Source organism: Pseudomonas sp. FP2309 (assembly GCF_030687575.1).
In the GTDB taxonomy this organism is placed as follows: domain Bacteria; phylum Pseudomonadota; class Gammaproteobacteria; order Pseudomonadales; family Pseudomonadaceae; genus Aquipseudomonas.
The window spans coordinates 5,431,282-5,451,379 of the sequence record NZ_CP117439.1 but is presented as its reverse complement, the minus strand read 5'-3'; the positions used below and the strand labels follow the sequence as shown (position 1 = coordinate 5,451,379).

Here is a 20,098-nt window from a genome sequence, read left to right as displayed (position 1 = left end):
GCAAGTCATGAGGTAGAACATGAGCGACGATGATCTGGAAAACGACGAACTCGAAGTAGGTGATGACGACGAGGCTGAAGACGGTCTTGACGCGGCAGCGGTTGACGACGTGGCCGACGACGCCGATGACAGTGTTGGCGATGACGCCGCGCCCAAGGCCAAAGGCAAGGCCAAGGCCGCTGTTTCGGTAGATGAGCTGCCGAGCGTTGAAGCCAAGAATAAAGAGCGCGACGCCCTGGCCCGTGCGATGGAAGAGTTTCTCGCCAAAGGCGGCAAAGTGGTCGAGGTCGAGCCGAATGTGGTAGCGGACCCGCCCAAGAAGCCTGATAACAAGTATGGTAGCCGGCCTATCTGAGTCGCGACCTGCTTGTAAGAAAAAGCCCGCCGTCGCTGCGGGCTTTTTCATGCCTGATGATTTATTCGAGCCGTGTGGTGGGTCGCACGCGGGAGGGCACTCGTCCCGCCCGCCGCTTGATCACTGGCATCAGTTCCAGCGACGGAGCAGCTCGGGCAACTCCGCCAGGCTGCGAATCTGCGCGTCCGGGTGCTTGTCCGCTTCCCATTCCTTGCCCGTGGGGTTGAACCACACTGCGCGAAGCCCGGCCTGTTGCGCGCCGGCGATGTCGTCCCCTGGGTGATCACCGATGTGCACCGCTGCGCTGGCCGGTACCCCGCCACGTTGCAACGCTTCCTGAAACAGGCGTGCGTCCGGCTTGGCGATGCCGATGTCTTCTGCACGCAGTGCAAAGTGGAAGTAGTCCGCCAGCCCTACCCGCTGCACATCGGCATTGCCGTTAGTGATCACGCCCAGCAGGAAATGCTCGCGCAGCGCCTTGAGCATGGGCTCCGCTTCGGGAAAGGGGGTGAGCTGATGGCGCGCGTGAATGAACGCCTCGAAGCACACATCGGCCATGTCGGTGGCTTCGGGCTGTGGATAACCCGCCTCCTCAAAGGCGTGTATCAATACGCGATGGCGCAGCAGGCTGATGCGGTTTTTCAGTTCTGGGTGACGTTGCAGCACCTGCTGGCGCAGGGTGGCGAAGTGCTCCAAAGGCAAGTCGCCGACCTTGGAGGCGTTAATCGCCAGCCATTCGCGCATCGACGCTTCGGCGCTAATGATGACGGGTACGTTGTCCCAGAGCGTGTCGTCCAGGTCGAAGGTGATCAGCTTGATACTCATGAGTCGCCGCCCTTGATGCGTTTGGCCCGTGGATGGGCGCTGTCGTACACCGTTGCCAGGTGTTGGAAGTCCAGATGGGTATAGATCTGCGTGGTCTTGATGTCGGAATGGCCGAGCAACTCCTGCACGGCGCGCAGGTCCTGGGAGGATTCCAGCAAGTGGCTGGCAAAGGAGTGTCGCAGCATATGGGGATGCAGGTTCTGGCCCAGCTCGCGCGCGCCGGCGGCCTTGACGCGTACCTGAATCGCCCGCGGCCCCAGGCGTCGGCCTTGCTGGCTGATAAACACGGCGTCGTCCACAGGGTTTGCCAGCGCCCGCAACGGCAGCCACTGTTGCAACGCCTCGCGGGCCTTTCTGCCGACGGGCAGCACGCGGGTCTTGCTGCCCTTGCCGAGCACTTGCACCAGGCCGTCCGCCAGGTCCAGTTGGTCCAGGTTCAGGCCGGTCAGCTCCGACAGGCGCAGGCCAGAGGAATAGAACAGCTCAAGGATCGCCTGGTCGCGGTGGGCGAGAAAGTCATCTTCCACGGCGCCGTCGAGCAGTTGCAGGGCGCGGTCGGTGTCCAGGGTCTTGGGCAGGCGCCGCTCGCCTTTGGGCGGCGACAGGCCGTTGGCCGGGTCGTGGTCGCACAGGCCTTCGCGGTTTAGGTAGTGATACAGCCCGCGCACCGCCGAGAGCAGACGCGACAAACTGCGTGAAGACTGGCCTTGCTGGTGCAGACGCGCGATCAGGCTGCGCAGGCTTTGGATATCCAGGGCTTTCCAGCTGGTGACCTGCTGCTTTTCGCAGTAGGCCAGCACCTTGTTCAAGTCGCGCCGATAGGCTTCCAGCGTATGGGGCGACACCTGGCGCTCATTGCGCAGGTGAGCGCAGTAAGCGTCCAGTTGCCGTTCCATGGTTAGCGCACCGCGCGCAGGGCGGTGGTGAAGCGCGGGAGAACGCGACCCAGCACTTCGGCGATATAGGTCAAAAACAGCGTGCCCACCGAGCTTTTGTAGTGCGCAGGATCACGGCTGGCGATGGCCAGCACGCCATGCAGACCTTGATGGCTGAGAGCGACCACGGCGGTGGAGCCGATCTGCTTGCGCTGTTCGGCGCCGAACAGGAAATCCAGCTCGTGCTCACGCAGGGTCCCGCTGATGGTCTTGCCTTCGGACAGCAGGCCGCCAATCGCGGTCTGCGCGTCGCTGCCACTGACCCAGCGACCCACCGGCATCGGGTTGTCGCTGAACAGGATCAGGCTCACGAACGGCACCTGGAAATCCTGGCGCAGGCTGTCTTCCACAGCCATGACCGTTTCTTCCAGGCTGGTGGCGTCCATCAGGCTGAGAATCAGACGGCGGGTCTTGTCGAAGAGGCGGTCGTTATCGCGGGCAACGTCCATCAGGTGCGAGAGCTTGTGGCGCATTTCAATGTTGCGCTCGCGCAGGATCTTCATCTGCCGCTCCACCAGCGACACAGTATCGCCGCGTTGGTGGGGGATGCGCAGCGCCGGCAGCAGCTCGTCGTGTTCGACGAAGAAGTCCGGATTGGCCTCAAGGTACGCCGCGACAGCAGCGGCCTCCAGACTTTCGCTTGGGGTTGCTTGGGCGGGTACTTGAGGCTTATCGGTCATTGGTTTGGCTCACTCATAGACGGACCTGTCCTTCGTATACACGCGAGGCCGGCCCGGTCATCAGCACCGGGTGGCCCGGACCTGCCCATTCGATGGACAAGCGTCCACCGGGCAGGTCGATCAGCAGCGGTGAATCCATCCACCCTTGGCTGATCGCGGCCACGGCAGCGGCGCAAGCGCCTGTACCACAGGCCTGGGTTTCGCCGGCACCGCGTTCCCATACGCGTAATTGCGCGCGGGAACGGTCGATCACCTGCAGGAAGCCCACATTGACCCGCGCCGGAAAGCGCGGGTGGTGTTCGATTTTCGGCCCCAGTTCATGCACCGGGGCATTGTTAATGTCGTTGACCCGCAGCACGGCATGGGGGTTGCCCATGGACACGGCGGCGATGTCGATCGACTGACCCTCTACGTCCAGCGCGTAACTGACGGCCTGCTCGGCAGCCTGGAACGGAATGTCCGCCGGCACCAGGCGTGGCGCGCCCATGTTGACGCTGATCTGGCCGTCGTTGCGGATGTCCAGCTCGATCACGCCGCTTTTGGTCTCGACGCGAATCTGCCGCTTGGCGGTCAGGCGCTTGTCCAGCACAAAGCGCGCGAAGCAGCGGGCGCCGTTACCGCACTGTTCCACTTCGGAGCCGTCGGAGTTGAATATCCGGTAACGGAAATCCACCTCCGGGTTGCTGGGTGCTTCGACAAGCAGCAGTTGGTCGAAACCAATACCGGTATGGCGATCGCCCCATTGTTTAGCGTGCTTGGGCAGAATGTGCGCGTGCTGGCTGACCAGGTCGAGGACCATGAAATCATTGCCCAGCCCGTGCATCTTGGTAAAACGCAACAGCATGGCTTACTCCGGCAGCAGGCTTTCGCCAGCATACAACTCGGCTACCGTCTCGCGGCGACGCACTTCAAACGCTTGATCACCGTCCACCAGCACCTCGGCGGTACGCCCGCGGGTGTTGTAGTTGGAACTCATGACAAACCCGTAGGCACCGGCCGAATGCACGGCCAGCAGATCGCCCTCTTCCAGGGCCAGTTGACGATCCTTGGCCAGGAAGTCGCCGGTTTCACAGATCGGGCCGACGATGTCGTAGGCGCGGGCGACGCTGGCGCGAGGCGTCACCGCCGTGACGTTCATCCAGGCCTGGTACAGCGCCGGACGGATCAGGTCGTTCATCGCCGCGTCGACGATGGCGAAATCCTTGTGTTCGGTGTGCTTGAGGTACTCGACCTGAGTCAGCAGTACACCGGCGTTGGCGACGATATAGCGGCCGGGCTCGAACATCAGCGTCAGGTCGCGGCCTTCGAGGCGCTCGCGCACGGCGGCGATGTAGTCGGCAATCAGCGGCGGCTCTTCATCGCGATAACGCACGCCCACGCCACCACCGAGGTCGATGTGGTGCAGGTAGATCCCGCATTCGCCGAGGCGATCGACCAGCGCCAACAGGCGGTCGAGGGCATCGAGGAAAGGTGGCAGGCTGGTCAGTTGCGAGCCGATATGGCAGTCGACACCCAGCACTTCCAGGTTCGGCAGTTGGGCGGCGCGGATGTACACGTCCTCGGCGTCGGCAATGGCGATGCCGAACTTGTTCTCTTTGAGACCGGTGGAGATGTAGGGGTGAGTACCAGCATCGACATCCGGGTTGACGCGCAGGGAGATCGGCGCGCGAACGCCCATCTCGGCGGCCACGACTTGCAGGCGCTCCAGCTCGTCGGTGGACTCGATGTTGAAGCAATGCACACCGACTTCCAGAGCGCGGCGCATGTCTTCGCGGGTCTTGCCGACGCCGGAGAATACGATTTTGTCGGCCTGGCCGCCGGCGGCCAATACGCGTTCCAGCTCGCCACGGGACACGATGTCGAAACCGGCGCCCAGACGCGCCAGGACATTGAGTACGCCGAGGTTGGAGTTGGCCTTGACCGCGTAGCACACCAGGTGCGGTACGCCGTTCAGCGCCTCGGTGAACGAGCGGTATTGCGCTTCGATGTGCGCGCGGGAATACACATAGGTCGGGGTGCCAAAGCGCTGGGCAATCGCGGACAGCGCCACGCCTTCCGCGAACAGCTCGCCGTCCCGGTAGTTAAAAGCGTCCATGAGGTTCCCTTAGTAGGTGTCGTGCTTATGCGCTTTTGCCGGTTTTTGCGACGACTGCGCCTGTTCATTCGGGTCTTTGCTGTCATCGGGCAGGTACAGCGGACCTTTTTGACCACAGGCACTAACGAGGCAAGCGACCGCGACGAGCGCAGCAAGGGAAGAGATCAGGCGCTTCATGGCGAAATCCTTGAATATGCATTAATTGCGCCCGAGTATACCGACCACCCGCCAGCTTGCCTATGCGCTGAAATACCCGTCCGGCGGGGGTTTGCCGAGATAGGCGGGAAGCAGACTACGCTGGCGGGGGATATTTCATACCGCCAATCGCGATGGAATCGGTATCCTTTGCAATCGGCGAAGCTCGCCCGTATGGTGCGGCGCTTGAGCAAAACCAGACACTTTTGAGGTTGCCACAATGAGTTTGACCGAAGCCCGTTTTCACGACTTGGTGGATGCCACCCAGGAGAAGCTGGAAGATATTTTCGACGACAGCGGCCTGGACGTGGACCTGGAAAACTCGGCCGGTGTGCTGACCGTCAAGTTCGAGAGTGGTCCGCAACTGATCTTCAGTCGTCAGGAACCGCTACGTCAGCTGTGGTTGGCGGCGCGCTCTGGTGGCGTTCACTTCGACTACGACGAAGAAAGCGGCAAATGGCAGTGCGACAAGAGCGAAGAGCTGTTGGGCGAGATGCTTGCGCGCCTGGTCCAGGAATATACCGGCGCCGAGCTGGACTTCGACGAGATCTGATTGTGAGCGAGCCTGCATCCGTACGCCCACCCAAGCCGCTATTTAGCAATGTCAGCCCGGCGGTGCCGTCACCTTGTATCAGTTTGTGTCGCCTGGACGAGCAAAAAGTCTGCCTCGGCTGCTTCCGGCATGTCGAAGACATCCGTGAATGGCGCTCCGCCGACGATGCCCGCCGCCGCGTGATCTGCGCGCAAGCCGAGCAACGCAAGGCCCACGCCTGAGGCTGGCTTGTTTATTTGCGACGCTGTGGTAGTGTCCGGTTACGCCTCAACTCATCGAGGCCTGTGAGAACCCCGCCTTTTCCTGGCGGGGTTTTGCTTTTTTGTGCAGAAAAAAGGAGTCTGCCTGAATCATGACCACCGCACCGTCCATCATCCTCACCCGCCTTGACGTGCAGCGTCTGGAGCAATTGATCGACCGCCTGGGCGACGAGTTTCCCGGCGTCGAAGCGTTGCAAGCCGAACTCGACCGCGCCGAAGACGTGGTTGGCCACGATGAAGTGCCTGCGGGTGTCGTGACCATGAACTCCAGCGTGCATTGCCGTGAACAAGGCAGCGGCAAGGACTATCACCTGACCCTGGTCTACCCGAAGCATGCGAATGCCGACGAAGGCAAGATCTCAATCATGGCGCCCGTGGGCAGTGCGTTGCTTGGCCTGCAAGTGGGTCAGCACATCGACTGGCCGGCACCGGGCGGCAAGACCCTCAAGCTTGAATTGCTCAGTGTTGAAGGCCAACCCAAAGATGGCGGCGCTTTCCCGCTTTAAACCTGATTCAACGCCTCATTGAGTGACAGCTCCAACTCGGCTTTGTAGCGCAGGTACAGGTTGCTCGGACTTTGCACGTCTCCCAGCAGGCCCGACAGGTCCAAATCAGTGATGTAGCAGCGGTAGCGCTCGGTTTCCCGGCGCTGCCCGATGATCTCCTGGGCGACCACCGCAAACAGCTGGTCGCCAAACTCCAGTTCGCAATACTCCCGCTGATTGCAGTACAGGGTAATGCCCACCTGGCCCGGTGCTGCTTTGCCGATAATTGCCTGCACGTCGTAGAAGGGTTTGTTCGCCGGGTTTTGTGGCGCCGGCCGAGGCTCGATGATGCGCGCGCGATTGTTGCCGGACGGCAACAGTTGGTAAAACAGGGTCTGCACCGCGCTTGTCGGCTGTTGGGGGTCCAGTGTCGACAGCGCTTCCCGACGGTAGATGATCGACTGAAGGAAGCGCTGCAGCGGCGCCAACAGGCTTTGCTCGTCATGAAACGGCAAGCGCTGCTGCCAGAGCGCGTTGAACTCATCCAGCACATACAACTGCGCAAAATCCTCATGGACGCGGTAGAACACCTGCACGCAATCGGCCTTGCCCATGGGCAGCAGCAGTGCCAGGTCATGGTCCTCCAGGGCCATGGCGTCCAGGTGCAGCGGGCTGTAGCTGGCCAGCTCTTCGCTGAGGTAGGCGATCAAGGCGTCCTGGGTCGGCAGTGACACATGGGTCGCCTGGCGCGGCGTTAACTCCATTACGTGATAGTGCTGTTGCACCTGCAGCAAATAACGGTGGTTGGACTGGCCCAGCAGCAGGTTCTGTGCGGTATCGAAAATATCTTCCACACGCTGGGCAATGAACTGCGCACGGTTGTGGCAGAAGCAGCGCACCCGCAGGCGCGGCAGGTGCGTTGGCGGCAGTTGGTTGAGGTAGTCGCGCAGGCAATCGAGCAACGCGTGCGGGCCGTCGTAACGGCTCACCATTACTTCGTTCCAGCTGTTGAGCGTGACCTGGTCCAGCGTGAGCACCAGGTTATCGCGCACGCCTGCATAACTCAGGGAGTCAGTGCGCTCGGTGGTCATCAGGATGTTGAGGTCACGGTGATGCTTGAGCGGATCGACGCCGACGTTGATCAGCAGCAGCACCTCTTCAGGCACGGCCGAGCGCAGGAGGCTGACCTCATCGACGGTGGTCAGGGGCAACGCAATGGTTTGTTGCAGGCTACCCAGCAGGTTGAACAGCTCGAATTCGGTCATGTCACTGGTGCCGGGGTGCAGCGCCAAACGCGTGCTGCTGTCGATCACGCCGTTGCGATGGCACCAAGTGAGCATTTCCAGCAGGTCGCGGCTGCGCTTGATCGGCGCGAAGTGCTCCCATTCCAGGGCAGTGAGGTTACCGTTGTACAGGCCCCAGTGATACTGGCCGGGTTCTTTGCGGTTGGGCGATTGCACCAGGGTCAGGGTGTCTTCGGCCAGGTCCGGGGCGATGCCGGGGTTGATGAACTCGACCTTGCCGGCCTTGCGTTCAAACGCCGCATACAGGCGTCGGCCCAGCACATTGAGGTCGCGTTTGTTGATCAGGCTGACGGTCTGTTCGGTACGGGCGAACTGGGTCAGGAACCGATAGCTGTAATTCAATTCGTTCACCAGCGCCCGGCGCTCGGCGGCCACCTGGCGTACTTTCCATTGGCTGCGGCTGTCCAGCAACGCCAGTTGGCGCTGGTCCCAGCCCCATTCGTGGGCAAGTCGCTCCAGTAACAGGCGCTGCCAGCTGGCCGTGCGCTGGCCCGCGGTGAGCTTTCGATTGACCTTCAGGTAGAGCGCGCGCCGCACCAACTCCAGGCGTTCCGGCTCGTTGCGGGCGTTAAGGTATTCCTCGATACGGCGGTACACCACGATGTACGGGTCCAGCTCATCCAAGTCCATCTGGTTGGCGAACACCGCCTGCTTGAAGCGCAGGCTCAGGCACTGCACGTTCGGGTGTTCGCTGGCGTAGACCTCGGTGAGCAGCAGTTTGAGCACTGACTTGTAGGGCGATTCGATGCCCTTGAACAGTTGCCACAGCCCGGCGCCAATGAACTCCCCTGGGGGGATACGTGCCAGGTGGCCGAGGTCGAGGGTTTCATCGGCGCGGATAAAGCGCTTGGAGATCAATGTGTGGGTAAATTCGGCGTAACGGGTTTCTTCATACACCGGCACCAGCCACCAGATCGGCGTGCGACCCGCCAGCCAGATGGCCGTGCGGTAAAACTCATCCAGCAGCAGGTAATGCTGGGTGGTACCGCAGTCGTCGGAGCTCAGTTGGGTATCGCGTTCGCCCAGCACAAAGCGTGTCGGCTCGATCAGGAAGAAGTGCGCCTCGGCACCCATGCTCAGGGCCCAAGCTTCCAGCAACTGGCATTTTTTGCGCAATTCGGCCTGTTCGCCCTCACCCAGCTCGGGCGCGTGGCACACCCACACGTCCATGTCGCTTTGGTCAGCCTGGGCCAGGGTGCCGAGGCTGCCCATCAAGAACAGGCCATGGATCGGTTTGGGCTGATTGACTGGTCGCGGTTTGTAAGAGAACGAGCGAGTCAGGCGCTGGGCTTCGGTGAGGGCTTGGGCGTCGGGCTCGAAGTTTGACAGCCCGGCCGGCGTGCTGCCGGACACATAGCCTGGCAACAGCGGGTGGTTGACGTGGAAAAACAGCGGCAGCAGGGTCAGCACGCTTTGCTGGCGCGGCGTCAGGCCTTCGATGGCACGGGCCATGCGGCCTTCATTGAGGGCCATGAACCGCGCGCGCAATTGGGCGAGCACCTTGCGGTCGATGCCTTCGTCCAGGTCGGGGCGGATTTCATGGGTGCGGGTCATGTCGAACTCGGTGGCTCGCAGGGCCCGACGTGGGCGGCCATGTAGGAGTTTACAGTCAGTAGCGTAGGAGGTTTAGAGGGAAATGGTTTTTGACGTCAGAATTTCGTGCTGTGCACGGCAACGCCCTCGGAATCCGCAGTGGGCGGACTCCATGGGCGGTATCCGGTATCAGGCGGCTTCTTTGGTGCTGGCGGTGGTCAGAATGGTCAGCAGGGTTTGGGCCTGCTCAGCAGCGTCGCGGCCGAGGCTTGTGAGGTAACCGCCGTCCGGCTGGTCGATCAACCCTTTGGCGTGAAGGCGTTTGGCGGCGGCAATGGCGGTGGGCGCGGCGGTCTGGTGGACTTTCAGACCTTCCTTGGTGCTGTCCAAGGGGAAGAGTACAAGGATTTCCAGTTCGGCAACCAACTCAGGGGTATACGACATAAGGACTCCAGACTTTCTAAAATTTATTAGAGGCTAGCAGGCCATAAGGTGAACGCACTTTGCCGAACTGTCCAGCGTGTTGCTGCATGCGGGGATTATTCCTTTTCAGGCGGTAGCTCAGGCAGTGCCCGGAGCGCCGTTTCATACCATTGGGTATTGAAGGCGCGGTCTTCGTCCAGCATTGCATCGATCTCGAACGCCAGCACGTGTGCCATCAGATTCAATATCTCTTCGCGCTCGTAACCCACCAACGTCAATTTGTTGAAGGTGGCTTTGGCAGCGGGTGGGTTGTCGCTTTCGATCTGGTTTTCTATTGCTTCGATCAGTGTGTTTTCGGTGAATTCTTCTTCGTCGTTATCGATATCGGTCGGCTCGCTCATGGCAGGCTCCTCAAGGAAAGTGCGCCAGTTTAACCCCATTCAGGCGGGTGATGCTGCTGGTCAGGCGAGGCTTGAGGATCTATAAAGCTTGCAGCCAACCCCGCACACGGCCTGGAGGCTTTGCGATGCTCAAGCTTTACGGATTTTCGGTCAGCAATTACTACAACATGGTGAAACTGGCGCTGCTGGAGAAAGGGCTGTCGTTCGAAGAGGTGCCGTTTTATGCCGCGCAAACGCCAGAAGCCTTGGCAATAAGCCCTCGTGGCAAAGTGCCGGCGCTGGGCGTGAAACAGGGCTTTATCAACGAAACCAGCGTGATCCTCGAGTACATCGAACAGACCCAGGAAGGGCCTGCTCTGCTTCCGGCCGAGCCGTTCCAGCGAGCTCAGGTGCTGGCCTTGTGCAGGGAAATCGAGCTGTACATCGAGTTGCCTGCGCGGGCGTGTTTCGGCGAGGCATTTTTTGGCATGCCGGTGCCGGAGGCGATCAAGGAAAAATCCAAGACAGAGTTGTTGCTGGGGATCGGTGCGCTAGGTCGGCATGGCAAGTTCGCGCCGTTTGTGGCGGGAGAAAGCTTTACCCTTGCGGATCTGTATTTCATGTACAGCTTGAACCTGGCCTGTGGCGTAGGCGAGAAGCTGTTCGGGTTGGACTTGTTGGCTGAATTGCCGGAGGCGAAGGCGCTGTTGGGGCGTCTGAATGACATGCCTAACGCGCGCAAGGTGGAGGCGGACAGGCAGGCGGCGATGCCTGGGTTCATGGCAATGGTGGCTGCCAAAAAGTGATCAAGTGTGGGAGGGGCGTTGCCCCTCCCACATTTTTCAGCGGCTGGCGAGCAAGGCCTGGCCGCGCACTACGGCTGCCTTCACCTGCGCCGGCGCAGTGCCGCCCATGTGGTTACGGGCGTTTACCGAGCCTTCCAGGGTCAGCACGGCGAACACGTCCTGCTCGATCTGGTCGCTGAACTGGCGCAGCTCTTCCAGGCTCATTTCCGCCAGGTCCTTGCCGGTGTCCACGCCGTATTTCACGGCATGGCCGACGATTTCGTGGCAGTCACGGAATGGCAGGCCACGGCGTACCAGGTAGTCCGCCAGGTCGGTCGCCGTGGAGAAACCGCGCAGCGCCGCTTCGCGCATGATGGCGTGCTTGGGCTTGATCGCCGGGATCATGTCGGCAAAGGCGCGCAGCGAGTCGCGCAGCGTGTCGGCGGCGTCGAACAGCGGCTCCTTGTCTTCCTGGTTGTCCTTGTTGTAGGCCAGCGGCTGGCCTTTCATCAGGGTCAGCAGGCCCATCAGCGCGCCGAATACACGGCCGCTCTTGCCGCGTACCAGTTCCGGCACGTCGGGGTTTTTCTTTTGCGGCATGATTGAGCTGCCGGTGCAGAAGCGGTCCGGCAGGTCGATGAATTGGAATTGCGCGCTGGTCCACAGCACCAGCTCTTCGGAGAAGCGCGACAAGTGCATCATCGCAATGCTGGCGGCGGCGCAGAATTCGATGGCGAAGTCACGGTCCGACACGCCATCCAGGGAGTTGCCGCCCACAGCGTCGAAGCCCAGCAGTTGAGCGGTGTACTCACGGTCGATCGGGTAGGTGGTGCCGGCCAGCGCAGCGCTGCCCAACGGCATGCGGTTGGCGCGCTTGCGGCAATCGACCAGGCGCTCGTAGTCGCGGCTGAGCATTTCGAACCAGGCCAACAAATGATGGCCGAAGGTGACCGGCTGCGCGGTCTGCAGGTGCGTGAAGCCGGGCATGATGGTGTCCGACTCGCGCTCTGCCTGCTCCAACAGGCCTTTTTGCAACCGGGTGATTTCGGCGAGGATCAGGTCGATTTCATCCCGCAGCCACAGGCGGATATCGGTAGCCACCTGGTCGTTACGGCTACGACCGGTGTGCAGTTTTTTGCCGGTCACACCGATACGGTCGGTGAGGCGAGCCTCGATATTCATGTGCACGTCTTCCAGGTCGACGCGCCAGTCGAACGTACCGGCTTCGATCTCACCACGGATGGTGGTCAGGCCGTCGATGATGCTGTCGCGCTCGGCGTCGGTCAGCACGCCGACCTTGGCCAGCATCTTCGCGTGGGCGATCGAGCCCATGATGTCGTGGCGATACAGGCGCTGGTCGAAGGTGACGGAGGCGGTGAAGCGGGCGACGAAGGCGTCGACGGGTTCACTGAAGCGGCCGCCCCAGGACTGGTTGGTCTTGTCGGTGCTCATGGATTCGCTCGTGGTCTGCTTAATAAAAGAGGCATGGAAGTCTGCCCGCGATAATAACAGGGTTGCCCGCAGAGGCGGTGTTGCGGGTGGGCGGCATTTTTATTTGTGCAAAGGATGGCTAAGTGCCTTGCCGTTGATCGCGTCCGGGACGAGACTGGAGCGAGGTTCTTATTGAAACGATATTTGACGATTGAGCAATATCGTCGCAGTGAGCGTCTACAGTTGGACTGATAGTGTGTGAATGCACCAAAGTCGGGTCCTGCGGTCAGAACCTGACTATCCATTTAAAAGGGGGGTATTCGGATTGTGTATCAGCAAACCCTATGACGATGCCCGACGGCAGCAGGTCTTGGGCGCTATTGAACAGGTCCGGGTAAATTTGGGTGCCGCTGTCAGGGCACTTTTTGCCGCTCGCGCTAGTCTTAGCGTGGATCGCTGTGACGCAAGTCACCGCACCTGTCTACGCTATCCTTGTGCGAGACTCACGCAGGAATCCAGCGCAATATGAATGTCCTGATCGTTGATGACGAACCCCAAGCCCGCGAGCGACTGAGCCGTTTGGTCAGCGAACTCGAGGGTTATACAGTCCTTGAACCGAGCGCCACCACGGGTGAGGAGGCGTTGACGTTGATCGACAGTCTCAAGCCGGATGTGGTGTTGCTCGATATCCGCATGCCGGGCCTCGATGGTCTGCAAGTTGCCGCCCGCCTGAGTGAGCGCGAATCGCCACCTGCGGTGGTGCTGTGCGCCGCTCAAGAAGAGTTTGCCGAACAGACGCTGGACGCCAGTGGCGTCAGTTTTGTGGCCAAGCCCGTGACCGCCGAAGCCTTGCTCAAAGCCTTGAAAAAAGCCGAGCGCCCCAATCGCGCCCAGCTCGCCGCCTTGACCCAGCCTGCCGCCCAAAGCGGTCACGGGCCGCGCAGCCATATCAGTGCCCGCACGCGCAAAGGCATAGAGTTGATCCCTCTGGATCAGGTGGTGTACTTCATTGCCGATCACAAGTACGTGACCCTGCGACATGAAGCTGGCGAAGTGTTGCTCGATGAGCCGCTCAAGGCGCTTGAGGATGAATTCGGCGACCGCTTCGTGCGTATCCACCGCAACGCGTTGGTGGCCCGCGAGCGTATCGAGCGCCTGCAGCGCACGCCCCTTGGACACTTTCAGCTGTTTCTCAAGGGGCTCAATGGCGACGCCTTGATTGTCAGCCGGCGGCACGTCGCCGGCGTCCGCAAAATGATGCAGCAGCTTTAGCTTCAGGGCTGTGGCAATGCCTGCATTCCCTATCTCGGTGCGTCGCGGCCAGGGAGGCCCCGCACTTGCTGATTCAAATCAAGGCGTATTTGCCTGAGCTGTTATTATCTCCCGTATCTATTCAGTACGGATTGATCCATGTCCTCTCGCGAAATTCGCATCGCCACCCGTAAAAGTGCGCTGGCCTTATGGCAGGCCGAATACGTCAAAGCACGCTTGGAGCAGGCCCATCCTGGCCTCAAGGTGTCCCTGGTGCCCATGGTCAGTCGCGGCGACAAGCTGCTCGACTCGCCGCTCTCGAAGATCGGTGGCAAGGGCCTGTTCGTCAAGGAACTGGAAACCGCACTGCTGGAAAACGAAGCCGACATCGCCGTGCATTCCATGAAAGACGTGCCGATGGACTTCCCCGAAGGCCTGGGCCTGTTTTGCATCTGCGAGCGTGAAGATCCGCGTGATGCTTTTGTCTCCAATACTTACAAATCCCTGGATGAACTGCCGCTGGGCAGCATCGTCGGCACCTCCAGCCTGCGTCGCCAAGCCCAATTGCTGACCCGCCGTCCGGACCTGCAGATCCGCTTTCTGCGCGGCAACGTCAACACGCGGCTGGCCAAGCTCGATGCAGGTGAGTACGACGCGATCATCCTCGCGGCAGCCGGTTTGATCCGCCTGGGCTTCGAAGACCGCATCACCTCCGCCATCAGCGTTGAAGACAGTTTGCCCGCAGGTGGGCAGGGCGCCGTGGGGATCGAATGCCGTACCGCCGACAGCGAAATCCATGCATTGCTCAAGCCGCTTGATCACCACGACACCGAAGTGCGCGTCACCGCCGAGCGCGCCCTGAACAAACACCTCAATGGTGGCTGCCAAGTGCCTATCGCGTGCTATGCCGTGCTCGAAGGTGAAAACCTATGGCTTCGTGGCCTGGTGGGTGACCCCGATGGCGGCACTCTGCTGACTGCCCACGCGCGTGGCCCGCAGCGGGATGCCGCAGCGCTGGGGGTCCAGGTGGCAGAAGCGCTGCTGGATAAGGGCGCTGGGGCGATTCTGCAAAAAGTCTACGGCGAGGCCGGCCCGCAATGACCGACTGGCGAGTGCTGCTGACGCGGCCTGCCGAGGAGTCGATGGCCCTGGCGGCGTCGCTGTCCGATGCCGGAATCTTCAGCAGCAGCTTGCCCTTGCTGGATATCGAACCTCTACCCGTCACCCCTGAGCAGCAGGCGGTCTTCCAAGACCTTGGCCGCTACTGCGCGGTCATCGTGGTCAGCAAGCCGGCCGCGCGCCTGGCCCTGAAACAGTTGACCCAGCGGTGGCCAACGTTGCCGTGGTTCAGCGTGGGCGCCGCAACCGCTCAAGTGCTGACCGATCACGCAATCCACGTTCATTACCCGCAAACCGGAGACGACAGCGAGGCCTTGCTTGAACTGCCTGCGTTGCGCGAGGCTATCGCATGCCCCGACGCCCATGTGCTGATCCTGCGGGGCGAGGGTGGACGCGAGCTGCTGGCGGAGCGTTTGCGCGAGAGAGGTGCTAGTGTCGACTACTTGGAGTTGTATCGCCGGTTCCTCCCGACCTACGACGCTGGTGTATTGGTGCAGCGCATCCAGTTGGAACGCTTGAACGGGTTGGTGGTCAGCAGTGGGCAGGGTTTTTTGCACCTGCAAACCCTGGCAGGCACTGATTGGCCGAGGGTGGCACAGCTGCCGTTGTTCGTGCCCAGCCCGCGAGTTGCCGAAATGGCGCGGGCGGCCGGCGCAGAAAAAGTGGTGGATTGTCGCGGTGCGAGCGCCGCGGCTTTGTTAGTGGCGTTGCGTGGTACTGCCCTCTGAGGCGGGCTGCCCCCACTCTCTGATACGCAAAGGACGGATACGTGAGCGAAACAGCCTTGCCTAAAGATGAAGCCCAACCCGCACTTGATGCGCCGGTTGAGTCAACGGTCCCCGCGCCGCGCCGTGGCAACGGCCTCGCAATTGTCGCCCTGTTACTAGGTGCTGCCGGCGTTGCCGTCGGCGGTTGGGGGGTCTGGCAGGTCCGCGCCTTGCAGGCCAGCAGCCAGCAACAGCTGGGACAGGTGCAGACGCTGGACGATCAAGCCCAGTCCCTCAAGCAAAGTCAGCAGCAGCTGGCCGCGCGCCTGGCCCAGTTGCCGGCTGCGGACGAGCTGGAAGAACGCCGTCGCCTGGTGGCCCAATTGCAGGGCGATCAGCAGCGCTTGAGCCAACGTTTGGAAACCGTGCTGGGTGCCAGTCGGCAGGATTGGCGTCTGGCCGAGGCCGAGCACCTTATCCGTCTGGCGAGCTTGCGCTTGTCCGCCTTGCAAGATATCAACAGCGCCCAGGCGTTGGTCCAGGGCGCCGATGAGATTCTGCGCGAGCAGAGCGACCCAGGCTCCTATGCTGCCCGTGAGCAATTGGCCAAGAGCCTGGCCGCGCTGCGCAGCACCGAGCAGCCGGACCGCACCGGGCTGTATCTGCAATTGGCGGCCCTGCGTGACCAAGTGGTGCAGTTGGCGGCCATTGCCCCTGAATATCAGATGACTGAACCTGCCTCTCAGGAGCTCTCGAGTGCCGACACGGACAATCGCTGGAGCCAGTGGTGGCAACAGATTTCGCGTTACTTTCGCATCGACTTCAACCCGGATGACAATATCCGCCCATTGCTGGCAGGCCAAGGTTTGAACCAGGTGCGCCTGGCCCTGAGCCTGGCCCTGGAGCAGGCGCAATGGGCGGCGCTCAATGGTGAGTCGGCGGTGTACAGCCGCTCCCTGGGCGAGGCGCGCAGCGTGTTGCAGGACAACTTCAACCAGGACAACCCACAGAGCAAGGCGATGCTGGCGCGCGTCGCCGAACTTGAGCCCAAGGCTGTCTCGGTCGTCACGCCGGACTTGGCCGCGAGCCTGGCGGCGGTGCAGGCCTATCTTGAACGTCGCCATTTGTCTGCCGACGAAGCCAAGGCGGCGGCCAAGCCTGCCGCTACGTCGGCGAAGCAGGAGTAGAGCCGATGAAGCGTTTCTACGTGATCCTGGTCCTGACCATTGCAATCGCCCTGGCGCTGGCAGTCGGCATTTCGAAACACACCGGCTACGTGCTGATTACCTATCCTCACGTACTGCATTACGAATCGAGCCTGTGGGCGACCTTGGTGGCGGTGTGTGCCATCGGCCTGGCGATCTACCTGATTCGTGTATTGCTAAGCCTGGTCACTACGTCCGGTGGCGTGATCAATCCGTGGTCGCGGCGCAACCGCAGCCGCCGCGTGCAGATCGCCATCGAACAGGGCCAGATGGACCTGGCCGAAGGTCGCTGGGCCAGTGCCGAACGTCACCTGCACCGCGCCGCAGAGGCTGAGCGCCAACCCTTGCTGTATTACCTCGGCGCGGCCCGGGCGGCAAATGAGCAGGGGCGCTATGAAGAGTCGGACGGTTTGCTGGAGCGTGCCCTGGAGCGTCAGCCCCAGGCCGAACTGGCGGTCGCTTTGAGCCATGCGCAGCTGCAACTGGACCGTGGCGACACGGACGGCGCGCTGACCACCCTGCAGGCAATGCACGAGCGTCATCCCCATAACGCCCAACTATTGCGTCAGTTGCAACGCCTGCATCAGCAGCGGGGCGATTGGTCTGCGGTGATCCGCCTGCTGCCCGAGTTGCGCAAAGATAAAGTGCTGCCTGCCGGCGAACTGGCGGAGCTTGAGCGGCGCGCCTGGGGTGAAAACCTGACGTTGGCGGCTCAGCGCGAAGAGCAGGGAGAAGCCGGTTTGCAGTCCCTGGAGCGCGCCTGGCAGCAACTCACATCCGCTCAGCGCCAGGAGCCGCAGTTAGTCCTGGCCTATGCCGAGCAGCTGCGCCAACTGTGTGCCGATGCGAAGGCGGAGGAGGTGCTGCGCGGCGCGCTCAAGCGCGGTTATGACAGTCATCTGATCCGGCTTTACGGTCTCTTGCGTGGCGGTGATCCGGCGCGGCAGTTGAAATTTGCCGAAGGTTGGCTCAAGGACCATCCCGGCGATGCCAGTCTGTTACTGACGTTGGGCCGTTTGTGTCTGCAAAACAGCCTGTGGGGTAAAGCGCGGGACTATTTGGAAAGCAGCCTTCAGGTTCAGCGCAATCCAGAGGCCTGTGCCGAGCTGGCGCGGTTGCTTGCGCAGTTGGGTGATACCGAGCGCAGCAATCAGTTGTTCCAGGAAGGCCTGGGGCTATTGGATAACCGCTTGCTGGCATCTCCGCTGCCAGTTCCTGCCCGCGTTTGATGTAGGAAAGGGTCGAGGGTTGGCTCAGATTCATCTGAGAGCCGGCCCTCGAATGCACCGTGGATAGGGCGTTTGAGGCATGTCGCGGCAAATTCCTACGCTCTGTTTCCAGGAATCTTCTATCTAGTGGCGGGATTTCCCTACGCTTTCACGGAATTGCCTGCTCCATCACGTATTGAAACGGGTCAGGCGTTTCCTCTACCGTAACGACCCATCTCCTGCGGTGCGGATAAAGCATGTCTTTGGCCCCTTCACGCTCCTTGTTTTTCCTTGCATTCATGGCGGGTGCGCTGACGTTGGGCGCGTCCTTTTACCTTGAGTTCGGTGCGTCGTTACGCCCGTGTTTCCTTTGTCAAATGCAGCGGGCGTTCCTCGCCGCATTCACGCTGATCAATCTGGTCGCTGCCCTTCACAACCCTAAACGCTTTGCCATCTACCTGTATGGCCTGGCGAGCATGGCGTGCGCGTTACTGGGCGCCATTACCGCGGTGCGCCAAGTGCTGCTGCAAAATGCCGCACCGGAGCAGGCTGCGGACTGCTGGCCCAGCCTGAGCCACATGCTCGAAAATTTATCTCTCTGGCAGGCGTTGCAACTGACGGTCAAGGGCACGGTGGACTGTGTGGAAATCAGCTGGACACTGTTTGACCTGAGCCTGCCGGAGTGGAGCCTGCTGTTCTTTATCGGCATGCTGATCCTGGGTGTCATGCAGTTTTCACGGTTGTTTTCCAGTCGGCGCTTAAGCCCGGCCCGGCATTGAATCGAGTTCGTAGTTCGTAGGATGGGATTAAACACTTGTATGAACTTTCTCTCCTGCGTACCTTGAAGCCATAGTCATGCGGGCATAATCTGGCCCGCACGTGTTATCGAAACCGTTTGTCAGAGTCGGCCTCGTCCCGCAGTTGTTTCATCTTTGAAGTGTTGTGCGGGCATCAGGCGGCAGCGCCCCTATTAGGGAAGAGAGATCATCATGCTGGAAAGTTGTCAGAATGCTCAGGAACGCTGGGGTGGGGTGCACAAGCTGATCGATAGCTGGTTGAAGGCACGTCATGAACTGGTTCGGGCTTTTGATGCTCTCGGCGCAAAGCCCGAAGCATTGGCCGAGAATCGCGAACCGCTGCAGGATTTCTGTGGTGTTTTGGTGGACTACGTGTCAGCCGGGCATTTCGGTGTGTACGAGCAGTTGACGAAAGAGGCAGAAGCTTTCGACGATCAGCGTGGTCTGGACCTGGCCGATACGATTTACGCGCGCATTGATGTCATCACTGAGAAGCTGCTGGCCTTCAACGACCTGTGTGATCAAGGTAAGTGTGTTGCTGAGAAATTCAAGGAGCTAGGTGGTCTGCTTCATGAGCGTTTCGAGCTGGAAGACTGCCTGATCGAAGTCCTGCATAACGCCCACAAGGAAGAGCCTGCCACTCAGGCTTGAACCTTGGCGATGAACTCAAAAACGGTGCGCACAAGGCACCGTTTTTTATTGGGTCAATGACGAGTACCGAGCAATTCGATCTCGAATACCAAAGGCGTATAAGGCGCAATCAGCTCGCCGGCACCGTCGGCACCATAAGCCTGTGCCGACGGAATCACCAGGCGCCATTTCGCACCCACCGGCATTTGCTGCAGCGCGCTGCTCCAACCGCTGATGACACTGTCCAGGCGAAACCATTGGGGCTGTGTGCTCTGGTCGAACACCGTGCCATCAGGCAGGCGACCTACGTACTTCACTTGAACCTGATCATTCGGCCCCGGCTTATCGCCACTACCTGGCGCAAGCTCGGTGAGCAAGATGCCATCCGCCAATTCGCGTACGCCCTTCGCCGACTTTTCCTGGGTCAAAAATTGCTGTTCGGTCGCCAGTGCTCTTTCGCTCTGAGGCGCCTGCGCGTCGGCTTCATTTTGCGCTTCGTGCTGGGCAAGAATCTGCTTGATGCGTGCGTTATCCAACGCCAGCGGTTTACCTTGATAGGCTTGCTTGAGGCCTTCGATCAATGCCTGGATCTGCAGGTCAGGGACTTCCTCACGCAGACGTTCACCGAGGCTTGCGCCGAGGCTGTACGCGAGGTCGTGCTGGTCCTGTTCGGTCGTCTTCGCAGGCGATTGTTCGCTCGCATTGGCAACGGAGATCGCCAAGCCGAGCACAAGTAAAAGGTAACGCGACATGGGTATTCTCCCGCCGAAAGTGCGACGGATTATGCCAGTGTGAATGGGTAAAAAGTGCCGCGCATTTTGGTTATCTGAATAAGAATGCTCGTACGCTGCAACGCAAGCCAAACGATACTGTCAACATGCCCTAGCGGCGGTAAGAGCAGAGGGCTAGTATGAGCCGCACCCACGTCAGCCAGGAGGTAAA

At 60.8% G+C, this 20,098-nt stretch carries 23 protein-coding genes; 12 read left to right on the top strand and 11 right to left on the bottom strand.

Features of this window, described 5'->3' with window-relative positions:
• The first annotated feature begins 19 nt into the window (after nucleotides 1–19).
• Nucleotides 20–355, top strand: a complete 336-nt coding sequence (gene sutA / locus PSH59_RS25245; protein ID WP_248081784.1) for a transcriptional regulator SutA — start codon at nucleotides 20–22, stop codon at nucleotides 353–355.
• Nucleotides 356–484: 129 nt separating this feature from the next.
• On the opposite strand, the gene PSH59_RS25240 is transcribed toward sutA, so the two are convergent.
• The 6 genes from PSH59_RS25240 to PSH59_RS25215 are packed head-to-tail and all read right to left on the bottom strand — an operon-like array spanning nucleotide 485 to nucleotide 5,067.
• Nucleotides 485–1,180: an HAD family hydrolase gene (locus tag PSH59_RS25240; protein WP_305393925.1), complete on the bottom strand. Its 696-nt coding sequence runs from the start codon at nucleotides 1,178–1,180 to the stop codon at nucleotides 485–487.
• Nucleotides 1,177–2,076 (bottom strand): tyrosine recombinase XerC, encoded by a 900-nt coding sequence (gene xerC / locus PSH59_RS25235; RefSeq protein ID WP_248081782.1) that lies wholly within the window; start codon nucleotides 2,074–2,076, stop codon nucleotides 1,177–1,179. The genes PSH59_RS25240 and xerC overlap by 4 nt, the downstream gene beginning before the upstream one ends.
• Before the next feature lie 2 nt (nucleotides 2,077–2,078).
• Nucleotides 2,079–2,795: a DUF484 family protein gene (locus PSH59_RS25230; RefSeq protein WP_248081781.1), complete on the bottom strand. Its 717-nt coding sequence runs from the start codon at nucleotides 2,793–2,795 to the stop codon at nucleotides 2,079–2,081.
• A gap of 13 nt (nucleotides 2,796–2,808) precedes the next feature.
• Nucleotides 2,809–3,639: a diaminopimelate epimerase gene (dapF, locus tag PSH59_RS25225; protein WP_248081779.1), complete on the bottom strand. Its 831-nt coding sequence runs from the start codon at nucleotides 3,637–3,639 to the stop codon at nucleotides 2,809–2,811.
• Between the two features lie 3 nt (nucleotides 3,640–3,642).
• Nucleotides 3,643–4,890 carry a diaminopimelate decarboxylase gene (gene lysA, locus PSH59_RS25220; RefSeq protein ID WP_305393924.1) on the bottom strand — a complete coding sequence of 416 codons (1,248 nt, stop codon included), beginning with the start codon at nucleotides 4,888–4,890 and terminating at the stop codon, nucleotides 3,643–3,645.
• A 9-nt stretch (nucleotides 4,891–4,899) separates the two neighbouring features.
• Entirely contained in the window at nucleotides 4,900–5,067 is a 168-nt protein-coding gene (locus tag PSH59_RS25215) for a lipoprotein (RefSeq protein ID WP_017845169.1), read from the bottom strand.
• Between the two features lie 238 nt (nucleotides 5,068–5,305).
• Between PSH59_RS25215 and cyaY the strand changes: the two genes are divergently transcribed.
• The 3 genes from cyaY to rnk all read left to right on the top strand — a co-directional run bounded on the left by cyaY (nucleotide 5,306) and on the right by rnk (nucleotide 6,404).
• A complete protein-coding gene (cyaY, locus tag PSH59_RS25210; RefSeq protein WP_248081775.1) occupies nucleotides 5,306–5,638 on the top strand; it encodes an iron donor protein CyaY in 333 nt (110 codons plus the stop codon).
• Nucleotides 5,639–5,640: 2 nt separating this feature from the next.
• The gene (locus PSH59_RS25205) at nucleotides 5,641–5,859 is read left to right on the top strand and encodes a DUF1289 domain-containing protein (protein ID WP_305393923.1); all 219 of its coding nucleotides are present in this window, start codon (nucleotides 5,641–5,643) and stop codon (nucleotides 5,857–5,859) included.
• A gap of 131 nt (nucleotides 5,860–5,990) precedes the next feature.
• Nucleotides 5,991–6,404, top strand: a complete 414-nt coding sequence (rnk, locus tag PSH59_RS25200; RefSeq protein WP_159937784.1) for a nucleoside diphosphate kinase regulator — start codon at nucleotides 5,991–5,993, stop codon at nucleotides 6,402–6,404.
• On the opposite strand, the gene PSH59_RS25195 is transcribed toward rnk, so the two are convergent.
• The 3 genes from PSH59_RS25195 to PSH59_RS25185 form a co-directional block, all read right to left on the bottom strand.
• Nucleotides 6,401–9,241: a class I adenylate cyclase gene (locus PSH59_RS25195; RefSeq protein WP_305393922.1), complete on the bottom strand. Its 2,841-nt coding sequence runs from the start codon at nucleotides 9,239–9,241 to the stop codon at nucleotides 6,401–6,403. The two genes, rnk and PSH59_RS25195, sit on opposite strands and share 4 nt — an antisense overlap.
• A 168-nt stretch (nucleotides 9,242–9,409) precedes the next feature.
• Complete coding sequence (locus tag PSH59_RS25190) at nucleotides 9,410–9,664, bottom strand: TIGR02647 family protein (protein WP_003195403.1); 255 nt, start codon at nucleotides 9,662–9,664, stop codon at nucleotides 9,410–9,412.
• 95 nt (nucleotides 9,665–9,759) lie between these two features.
• Complete coding sequence (locus PSH59_RS25185; protein WP_305393921.1) at nucleotides 9,760–10,044, bottom strand: hypothetical protein; 285 nt, start codon at nucleotides 10,042–10,044, stop codon at nucleotides 9,760–9,762.
• A gap of 125 nt (nucleotides 10,045–10,169) precedes the next feature.
• Here PSH59_RS25185 and PSH59_RS25180 point away from each other — a divergent pair, with 125 nt between their 5' ends.
• Nucleotides 10,170–10,829, top strand: a complete 660-nt coding sequence (locus PSH59_RS25180; protein ID WP_248081767.1) for a glutathione S-transferase family protein — start codon at nucleotides 10,170–10,172, stop codon at nucleotides 10,827–10,829.
• Nucleotides 10,830–10,865: 36 nt separating this feature from the next.
• On the opposite strand, the gene argH is transcribed toward PSH59_RS25180, so the two are convergent.
• A complete protein-coding gene (gene argH / locus PSH59_RS25175) occupies nucleotides 10,866–12,260 on the bottom strand; it encodes an argininosuccinate lyase (protein WP_248081765.1) in 1,395 nt (464 codons plus the stop codon).
• A gap of 504 nt (nucleotides 12,261–12,764) precedes the next feature.
• Between argH and PSH59_RS25170 the strand changes: the two genes are divergently transcribed.
• The 7 genes from PSH59_RS25170 (at nucleotide 12,765) to rsd (ending at nucleotide 19,177) form a co-directional block, all read left to right on the top strand.
• Nucleotides 12,765–13,511: a LytTR family DNA-binding domain-containing protein gene (locus tag PSH59_RS25170; RefSeq protein WP_305393920.1), complete on the top strand. Its 747-nt coding sequence runs from the start codon at nucleotides 12,765–12,767 to the stop codon at nucleotides 13,509–13,511.
• A gap of 138 nt (nucleotides 13,512–13,649) precedes the next feature.
• The gene (gene hemC, locus PSH59_RS25165; RefSeq protein ID WP_248081761.1) at nucleotides 13,650–14,591 is read left to right on the top strand and encodes a hydroxymethylbilane synthase; all 942 of its coding nucleotides are present in this window, start codon (nucleotides 13,650–13,652) and stop codon (nucleotides 14,589–14,591) included.
• The gene (locus PSH59_RS25160) at nucleotides 14,588–15,337 is read left to right on the top strand and encodes a uroporphyrinogen-III synthase (RefSeq protein WP_248081759.1); all 750 of its coding nucleotides are present in this window, start codon (nucleotides 14,588–14,590) and stop codon (nucleotides 15,335–15,337) included. The genes hemC and PSH59_RS25160 overlap by 4 nt, the downstream gene beginning before the upstream one ends.
• Nucleotides 15,338–15,378: 41 nt before the next feature.
• Complete coding sequence (locus tag PSH59_RS25155; protein ID WP_305393919.1) at nucleotides 15,379–16,503, top strand: uroporphyrinogen-III C-methyltransferase; 1,125 nt, start codon at nucleotides 15,379–15,381, stop codon at nucleotides 16,501–16,503.
• A gap of 5 nt (nucleotides 16,504–16,508) precedes the next feature.
• Nucleotides 16,509–17,750, top strand: coding sequence for a heme biosynthesis protein HemY (locus PSH59_RS25150; protein WP_248081757.1), 1,242 nt, complete (start codon nucleotides 16,509–16,511; stop codon nucleotides 17,748–17,750).
• A gap of 236 nt (nucleotides 17,751–17,986) precedes the next feature.
• Entirely contained in the window at nucleotides 17,987–18,508 is a 522-nt protein-coding gene (locus tag PSH59_RS25145) for a disulfide bond formation protein B (protein WP_248081756.1), read from the top strand.
• A 210-nt stretch (nucleotides 18,509–18,718) separates the two neighbouring features.
• The gene (gene rsd / locus PSH59_RS25140; RefSeq protein ID WP_248081755.1) at nucleotides 18,719–19,177 is read left to right on the top strand and encodes a sigma D regulator; all 459 of its coding nucleotides are present in this window, start codon (nucleotides 18,719–18,721) and stop codon (nucleotides 19,175–19,177) included.
• Between the two features lie 53 nt (nucleotides 19,178–19,230).
• Here the strand turns inward: rsd and PSH59_RS25135 are convergent, their stop codons facing one another.
• Complete coding sequence (locus tag PSH59_RS25135) at nucleotides 19,231–19,908, bottom strand: FKBP-type peptidyl-prolyl cis-trans isomerase (protein ID WP_305393918.1); 678 nt, start codon at nucleotides 19,906–19,908, stop codon at nucleotides 19,231–19,233.
• Nucleotides 19,909–20,098: the final 190 nt, after the last annotated feature.

What these genes read in the sequence shown, in the direction of transcription:
- xerC (WP_248081782.1), bottom strand. Translation starts at nt 2,076, where the DNA reads ATGGAACGGCAACTGGACGCTTACTGCGCTCACCTGCGCAATGAGCGC.
- cyaY (WP_248081775.1), top strand. Translation starts at nt 5,306, where the DNA reads ATGAGTTTGACCGAAGCCCGTTTTCACGACTTGGTGGATGCCACCCAG.
- PSH59_RS25170 (WP_305393920.1), top strand. Translation starts at nt 12,765, where the DNA reads ATGAATGTCCTGATCGTTGATGACGAACCCCAAGCCCGCGAGCGACTG.
- PSH59_RS25240 (WP_305393925.1), bottom strand. Translation starts at nt 1,180, where the DNA reads ATGAGTATCAAGCTGATCACCTTCGACCTGGACGACACGCTCTGGGAC.
- PSH59_RS25145 (WP_248081756.1), top strand. Translation starts at nt 17,987, where the DNA reads ATGTCTTTGGCCCCTTCACGCTCCTTGTTTTTCCTTGCATTCATGGCG.
- argH (WP_248081765.1), bottom strand. Translation starts at nt 12,260, where the DNA reads ATGAGCACCGACAAGACCAACCAGTCCTGGGGCGGCCGCTTCAGTGAA.
- rsd (WP_248081755.1), top strand. Translation starts at nt 18,719, where the DNA reads ATGCTGGAAAGTTGTCAGAATGCTCAGGAACGCTGGGGTGGGGTGCAC.
- sutA (WP_248081784.1), top strand. Translation starts at nt 20, where the DNA reads ATGAGCGACGATGATCTGGAAAACGACGAACTCGAAGTAGGTGATGAC.
- dapF (WP_248081779.1), bottom strand. Translation starts at nt 3,639, where the DNA reads ATGCTGTTGCGTTTTACCAAGATGCACGGGCTGGGCAATGATTTCATG.
- PSH59_RS25190 (WP_003195403.1), bottom strand. Translation starts at nt 9,664, where the DNA reads ATGTCGTATACCCCTGAGTTGGTTGCCGAACTGGAAATCCTTGTACTC.
- PSH59_RS25180 (WP_248081767.1), top strand. Translation starts at nt 10,170, where the DNA reads ATGCTCAAGCTTTACGGATTTTCGGTCAGCAATTACTACAACATGGTG.
- PSH59_RS25185 (WP_305393921.1), bottom strand. Translation starts at nt 10,044, where the DNA reads ATGAGCGAGCCGACCGATATCGATAACGACGAAGAAGAATTCACCGAA.
- hemC (WP_248081761.1), top strand. Translation starts at nt 13,650, where the DNA reads ATGTCCTCTCGCGAAATTCGCATCGCCACCCGTAAAAGTGCGCTGGCC.
- PSH59_RS25150 (WP_248081757.1), top strand. Translation starts at nt 16,509, where the DNA reads ATGAAGCGTTTCTACGTGATCCTGGTCCTGACCATTGCAATCGCCCTG.
- lysA (WP_305393924.1), bottom strand. Translation starts at nt 4,890, where the DNA reads ATGGACGCTTTTAACTACCGGGACGGCGAGCTGTTCGCGGAAGGCGTG.
- PSH59_RS25135 (WP_305393918.1), bottom strand. Translation starts at nt 19,908, where the DNA reads ATGTCGCGTTACCTTTTACTTGTGCTCGGCTTGGCGATCTCCGTTGCC.
- PSH59_RS25195 (WP_305393922.1), bottom strand. Translation starts at nt 9,241, where the DNA reads ATGACCCGCACCCATGAAATCCGCCCCGACCTGGACGAAGGCATCGAC.
- PSH59_RS25160 (WP_248081759.1), top strand. Translation starts at nt 14,588, where the DNA reads ATGACCGACTGGCGAGTGCTGCTGACGCGGCCTGCCGAGGAGTCGATG.
- rnk (WP_159937784.1), top strand. Translation starts at nt 5,991, where the DNA reads ATGACCACCGCACCGTCCATCATCCTCACCCGCCTTGACGTGCAGCGT.
- PSH59_RS25215 (WP_017845169.1), bottom strand. Translation starts at nt 5,067, where the DNA reads ATGAAGCGCCTGATCTCTTCCCTTGCTGCGCTCGTCGCGGTCGCTTGC.
- PSH59_RS25230 (WP_248081781.1), bottom strand. Translation starts at nt 2,795, where the DNA reads ATGACCGATAAGCCTCAAGTACCCGCCCAAGCAACCCCAAGCGAAAGT.